The organism is Phenylobacterium sp. (assembly GCF_025351295.1).
Taxonomy (GTDB): domain Bacteria; phylum Pseudomonadota; class Alphaproteobacteria; order Caulobacterales; family Caulobacteraceae; genus Phenylobacterium.
In genome coordinates this window covers 1-5,756 of record NZ_JANXWD010000027.1, presented here as the reverse complement: position 1 = coordinate 5,756, position 5,756 = coordinate 1, and the positions used below count along the sequence as shown (strand labels likewise).

Sequence of the window (5,756 nt, the reverse complement as noted above, 5' to 3'; positions counted from 1 at the left end):
GCCAGCAGGGCGTCGATGAAGGCCTCGTACTGGTCGCGGTCCATCGGGCAGTTGATGTAGGCCGCCGCGTCGCCGCCCGGGCCTTCCTTGTCGTAGCGCGACTGCCGCCACGCCACGTCCATGTTCACCGACTCGAAGTGGATGATCGGGGCGATGGCGTCGAAGAACGACAGCTGGCCCTCGCCGGTCAGCCCCAGGATCGCCTCTGACAGGGCCAGCGAGGTGAGGGGGCCGGTGGCCACGATCACGCTGTCCCAGTCGGCGGGCGGCAGGCCGGCGACCTCCTCACGTGCGATGGTGACCAGCGGGTGGGCCTCTAGCCGCGCGGTGACGGCCTGCGCGAACCCGTCGCGGTCTACGGCCAGGGCGCCGCCGGCGGGCACCTGATGGGCGTCGCCGGCCGACATGATGATCGAGCCCAGGGCCCGCATCTCGGCATGCAGCAGGCCGACCGCATTTCCGGTCCAGTCGTCGGCGCGGAACGAGTTGGAGCAGACCAGCTCGGCCAGCCGGTCGGTCTGGTGCGCGTCGGTGCCGCGGACCGGGCGCATCTCGTGCAGCACGACGGGGACGCCGGACTGGGCGATCTGCCAGGCGGCCTCGGACCCGGCCAGGCCGCCGCCGATCACATGAATGGGGCCAATTGCAGATAAACGCGTCGTCATGCGTGGCTAACTAGCAACTCCGCCCAAGGATCGCGAGCGGGGCCTTGCGTGGCCGCGCGGGCGAGGCAATTTGGCATGGAGAGAAAGGCCGAATCGCGGATGCGGGGGCCGGGGAACGAGGATGAGCCGCTTTTCGCCGAGTGACGCCGCGCTGGAAGGCTTCCGCCTGACCCGCGAGCGGCCGGCCGCCATGCTCGCGTGGAGTTTCGTCTACTTCGGCGGACTGCTGCTGATCACCCTGACGATGATGATCACGCTCGGCCCGCAGTTCATCGCCGTGGTGAAGAAGGGCGGCTTCTCCGCCGACGACATCGAGGCGGTCAGCGGGCTGCTGTATCAGTCGGGCCCGGCCTTCATCCTGCTCCTGCTGATGACCATTGTGCTGTTCTCGGTGATCACCGGCGGGGTGCTGCGTCTCGTGCTGCGGCCGGAAGAGCACGGCTTCGCCCACCTGCGGCTCGGGCGCGACGAGTTGCGGCTGGCGGCCGTCAACCTGGTGTTCGTGGGCTTCTACGTGGTCTCGCTGGTCGCCGGGGTGCTGGTCGGCCAGGTGTTCAGCCAGAGCGGCGCGCCGCTCAACGTCCTGGCCCCGGCGGTGATCGTCGGGTTGCCGGCGTCCTGGGTCGGGGTCCGGCTTTGCCTCATGACGCCGCTCACCTTCGATCGGCGGCGAATCTCGTTCGGCGACGCCTGGGCGATGTCCAAGGGCCGATCCTGGTCGCTGCTGGGCATGATCGTCCTGGCGGTGGTCTTCTACGTGATGGTGTGGCTATTGTTCTTCGTCATCGGCCTGGCCCTGGTGGAGCTGTCAGGCGGCGAGAAGGCCATGCAGGACATCAGCAAACTGACCCCCCTGACCGCCGTCGCGGCCATCGCCAGCCTGATCATGCAGTTCCTGATGCAGATCCTGCAGGTGGTGATGCTGTACGGACCGTTCGCCGTCGCCTACCGCCAGATCAGAGGGGCGAACGCCTCGGAAGTCCCCGGCGCGCCCGCCACCGCCTCGCCCTAGAGCCTTTCCGGTTCAAATGGAATCATTTGAACCGGAAAGGCGGTAAATCAATAGCTTAGAGCATGACGGGCGCTTGAACCGGTATCCACTTCAAGCTGTCGTGCTCTAGGCCTGCGAACTGGGCCGCGCGGTGACGCGGGCGTGCCAGGCCTTCACGTTGGCGAATTCGTCCGGGATCGGCAGGCCGATCCACGCGGCGAAATCGACGGTCGAAAGCGCGCAGATGTCGGCCATCGTATAGGTCTCGCCGGCCACGAACGGCTTGGCGGCCAACTCGCCGTCCAGCCACTTCAGGCCGTTGGCGTAGTGGGCGCGGTTGGACTCGCCGAAGTCCTTGTGCTGCTCGATCAGGGCGGCGGTCAGGCGGTGGGCGTGGCGCCAGTACATGCTGACCGGGCTCATGATCACGAACTCGATGCGGCGGATCCACATGTCGACCAGGGCCCGCTCGGTGGGCGTGGTCCCGAACAGCGGCGAGCCGGGATTGGTCTCGTCGAGGTAGCGGCAGATGGCCACCGTCTCGGAGATCGCGGTGCCATCGTCAAGCACCAGGGTCGGAACCTGCCCCAGCGAGTTGCGCGCCCGATGCTCCTCACTCTTGTGCTCCCGCTTCATGAAGTTCACCGGCGTCTCGGGAAGCTCGATCCCCTTCTCGGCCAGGAAGATGCGCACACGCCGCGGATTCGGCGCCGGATTCGGCGCGCCGTAGAGGATCATGAAAGGGTCTCCCTAACGTGTTCTTTTCCCTCCCCTTCATGGGGAGGGTGGACCGCGCGCAGCGCGGGACGGGTGGGGAGACCTAGGCCGTCTCGTCCAGCGCCATCAAGATCGAATACATCACGCTGTCGAGATTCTGCCGAACGGCGCTGTTCCAGAAGCGGAGGACGCGGAAGCCCTCACATTCCAGCACGCCGTCCCGCACCTCGTCATGGGCGGCTTGTGCGTCGTCTCCGTGATGGCCGCCGTCCAGCTCAATGACCAAGCATTGCGTAAAGCAGACGAAGTCGAGGTAATACCCCCGGAAGGGCGCTTGGCGGCGAAACTGAAAGCCCTCCGCCCTCAGTCCCTTCAGCCGTGACCATAGGATCACTTCGGGTTCGGTCATCGCGCGGCGCAGCTCTCGGGCGCGGTAGGCCTTGGCCGTTTAGGGCAATCCCAGGTCTCCCCACCCTGGCCGCTTTGCGGCCTGTCCCTCCCCATGAAGGGGAGGGAAAAGACTACGCCCCCACCAGCTTCTTCCGGCGCGCGCCGCTGCGGTCGCGGTGGCGTTGGAGCAGTTCGGCCAGGTAGCGGCCGGTCCAGCTGCGCGGGTTGGCGGCCACGTCTTCCGGCGAGCCCTGGGCCACGATCTCGCCGCCCCCGTCGCCGCCTTCGGGGCCGAAGTCGAGGATCCAGTCGGCGGTCTTCACCACGTCCAGGTTGTGCTCGATGACCACCACGGTATTGCCCTGGTCGGCCAGTTCGTGGAGCACCTCCAGCAGTTTCTTGACGTCCTCGAAGTGCAGGCCGGTGGTCGGCTCGTCCAGGATGTAGAGGGTCTTGCCGGTCGCCCGCCGCGACAGCTCCTTCGATAGCTTGACCCGCTGCGCTTCGCCGCCGGAGAGCGTGGTCGAGGACTGGCCGACCTGGACGTAGCCCAGGCCCACGCGCTTCAGGGTCTGCATCTTCTCGCGCAGCACCGGCACGGCCTTGAAGAACTCGGCGGCCTCCTCGACGGTCATGTCCAGAACGTCGGAGATCGACTTGCCCTTGAACAGGACCTCCAGGGTCTCGCGGTTGTAGCGCTTGCCGTGGCAGACATCGCAGGTGACGTAGACGTCCGGCAGGAAGTGCATCTCGATCTTGATCAGGCCGTCGCCCTGGCAGGCCTCGCAGCGACCCCCCTTGACGTTGAAGCTGAACCGGCCGGGACCGTAGCCGCGGGCCTTGCTCTCCGGCAGGCCGGCGAACCAGTCGCGGATGGGTTGGAATGCGCCGGTATAGGTCGCGGGGTTGGACCGTGGCGTGCGCCCGATCGGCGACTGGTCGATGTCGATGACCTTGTCGAAGTTCTCCAGCCCCTCGATCCGCTCGTGCGGCGCCGGCGCGTCCGAGGCGTTGTGGAGCCGGCGCGCGGCCGCCTTGTAGAGCGTCTCGATGGTGAAGGTCGACTTGCCGCCGCCGCTGACGCCGGTGATGCAGGTGAAGGTCCCGACCGGAATCTCGCCCGTCACCCCCTTCAGATTGTTGCCGGTGGCGCCGATCAACCGCAGCACCTTCTTCTTCGAGATCGGCCGGCGGTCCTCCGGCACGGCGATCTCGCGCACGCCGGAGAGATACTGCCCGGTGATGCTGCGCGGCTCGGCCATGATGTCGGCGGCGCTGCCCTGGGCGATGATCTCGCCACCGTGGATGCCGGCGGCCGGGCCCATGTCGATGACGTAGTCGGCGGTCAGGATCGCCTCCTCGTCATGCTCGACCACCAGCACCGAATTGCCCAGGTCGCGCAGGCCCTTGAGGCTGACCAGCAGGCGGGCGTTGTCGCGCTGATGCAGGCCGATGGACGGTTCGTCGAGCACGTACAGCACGCCGGTCAGGCCGCTGCCGATCTGGCTGGCCAGGCGGATTCTCTGGGATTCTCCGCCGCTCAGGGTGCCGGAGTTGCGGCTCAGGTTCAGATAGTCGAGGCCGACGTTGACCAGGAACCGCAGGCGATCGTTGATCTCCTTCAGGATCCGGCGGCCGATCTCCAGCTGCTTGTCGCTGAGCTGGCCTTCGAGGCTCTCGAACCATTCCTGGGCGTGGCGGATGGCCAGCCGCGAGACCTGGCCGATGTGCTGGCCAGCGATCTTCACCGCCAGGCTTTCCGGCTTCAGGCGATAGCCGTCGCAGGCGGTGCAGGGGGTCTCGGACTGGTAGCGCCCCAGTTCCTCGCGCACCCACGAGCTGTCGGTCTCGCGCCAGCGCCGCTCCAGGTTCGGCAGCACGCCTTCGAAGGTCTTGTTGACCTCGTACTTCCGCGCGTTGTCGTCATAGATGAAGCGGATCTTCTCGGTCCCTGACCCATAGAGAATCACCTTCCTGGCCGCCTCCGGCAGCTTCCAGAACGGCTCGTCCATCGAGAAGTCGTAGTGGCGGCTGAGCGCTTGCAGGGTCTGGGTGTAGAGCGGCGAGGGGCCCTTGGCCCAGGGCGAGATGGCGCCCTTGTGCAGGGTCTTGTCCTTGTCCGGCACGATCATGTCGGCGTCGAAGGCCAGCTTGGCGCCCAGTCCATCGCACACCGGGCAGGCGCCATAGGGGTTGTTGAACGAGAACATCCGCGGCTCGATCTCGCTGATCGTGAAGCCGGAAACCGGACAGGCGAACTTCTCGGAGAACAGCATTCGCCGGGGCTCGGTCTCGCCCTCGGCCAAGTCGGCCCACTCGGCCACAGCGATGCCGTCGGCCAGCTTCAGCGCGGTTTCCAGGCTGTCGGCGTAGCGCGCCTCCTGGCCGGGCTTGGTGACGATGCGGTCCACGACGATGTCGATGTCGTGCTTGAACTTCTTGTCGAGGACCGGCGCGTCCTCGATCAGCATCAGCTCGCCATTGACCTTGACCCTCTGGAAGCCGGCCTTCTGCCACTCGGCGAATTCCTTGCGGTACTCGCCCTTGCGGCCGCGCACGATGGGCGCCAGCAGGTTGAGCCGCGTCCCGTCCGGCAGGGCGCTCAGCTTGTCGACCATCATCGAGACCGTCTGGCTCTCGATCGGCAGTCCGGTCGCCGGCGAATAGGGCGTGCCGACGCGCGCCCAGAGCAGGCGCATATAGTCGTGGATCTCGGTCACCGTGCCGACCGTGGAGCGTGGGTTGCGGCTGGTGGTCTTCTGCTCGATGGAGATCGCCGGCGACAGGCCTTCGATCAGGTCCACGTCAGGCTTGCTCATCAGCTCCAGGAACTGGCGCGCATAGGCCGACAGGCTCTCGACATAGCGCCGCTGGCCCTCGGCGTAGATCGTGTCGAAGGCCAGCGAGCTCTTCCCGGACCCCGACAGCCCCGTCAGCACGACGAGTTCGCCGCGCGGGATGTCGACGCTGACGTTCTTCAGATTGTGCTCGCG

General features: G+C 66.7%; 5 protein-coding genes. 1 reads left to right on the top strand and 4 read right to left on the bottom strand.

The genetic code is table 11. The annotated features are described in order from the left end of the window. A partial coding sequence (trmFO, locus tag Q0R13_RS04350; protein WP_293900031.1) for a methylenetetrahydrofolate--tRNA-(uracil(54)-C(5))-methyltransferase (FADH(2)-oxidizing) TrmFO occupies positions 1-665 on the bottom strand: 665 nt, incomplete at its 3' end. A 121-nt stretch (positions 666-786) separates the two neighbouring features. Here trmFO and Q0R13_RS04345 point away from each other — a divergent pair. Then, positions 787-1,677 (top strand): hypothetical protein, encoded by an 891-nt coding sequence (locus tag Q0R13_RS04345; RefSeq protein WP_293900029.1) that lies wholly within the window; start codon positions 787-789, stop codon positions 1,675-1,677. Positions 1,678-1,782: 105 nt separating this feature from the next. Here Q0R13_RS04345 and Q0R13_RS04340 read toward each other — a convergent pair whose 3' ends face one another. From Q0R13_RS04340 to uvrA, 3 genes are all read right to left on the bottom strand, one after another. Then, a complete protein-coding gene (locus tag Q0R13_RS04340; protein ID WP_293900027.1) occupies positions 1,783-2,394 on the bottom strand; it encodes a glutathione S-transferase family protein in 612 nt (203 codons plus the stop codon). An 82-nt stretch (positions 2,395-2,476) separates the two neighbouring features. Next, positions 2,477-2,782, bottom strand: coding sequence for an endonuclease domain-containing protein (locus Q0R13_RS04335; RefSeq protein ID WP_293900024.1), 306 nt, complete (start codon positions 2,780-2,782; stop codon positions 2,477-2,479). 112 nt (positions 2,783-2,894) lie between these two features. Continuing rightward, a partial coding sequence (gene uvrA / locus Q0R13_RS04330; protein WP_293900022.1) for an excinuclease ABC subunit UvrA occupies positions 2,895-5,756 on the bottom strand: 2,862 nt, incomplete at its 5' end.

What these genes read in the sequence shown, in the direction of transcription:
- Q0R13_RS04345 (WP_293900029.1), top strand. Translation starts at nt 787, where the DNA reads ATGAGCCGCTTTTCGCCGAGTGACGCCGCGCTGGAAGGCTTCCGCCTG.
- Q0R13_RS04340 (WP_293900027.1), bottom strand. Translation starts at nt 2,394, where the DNA reads ATGATCCTCTACGGCGCGCCGAATCCGGCGCCGAATCCGCGGCGTGTG.
- Q0R13_RS04335 (WP_293900024.1), bottom strand. Translation starts at nt 2,782, where the DNA reads ATGACCGAACCCGAAGTGATCCTATGGTCACGGCTGAAGGGACTGAGG.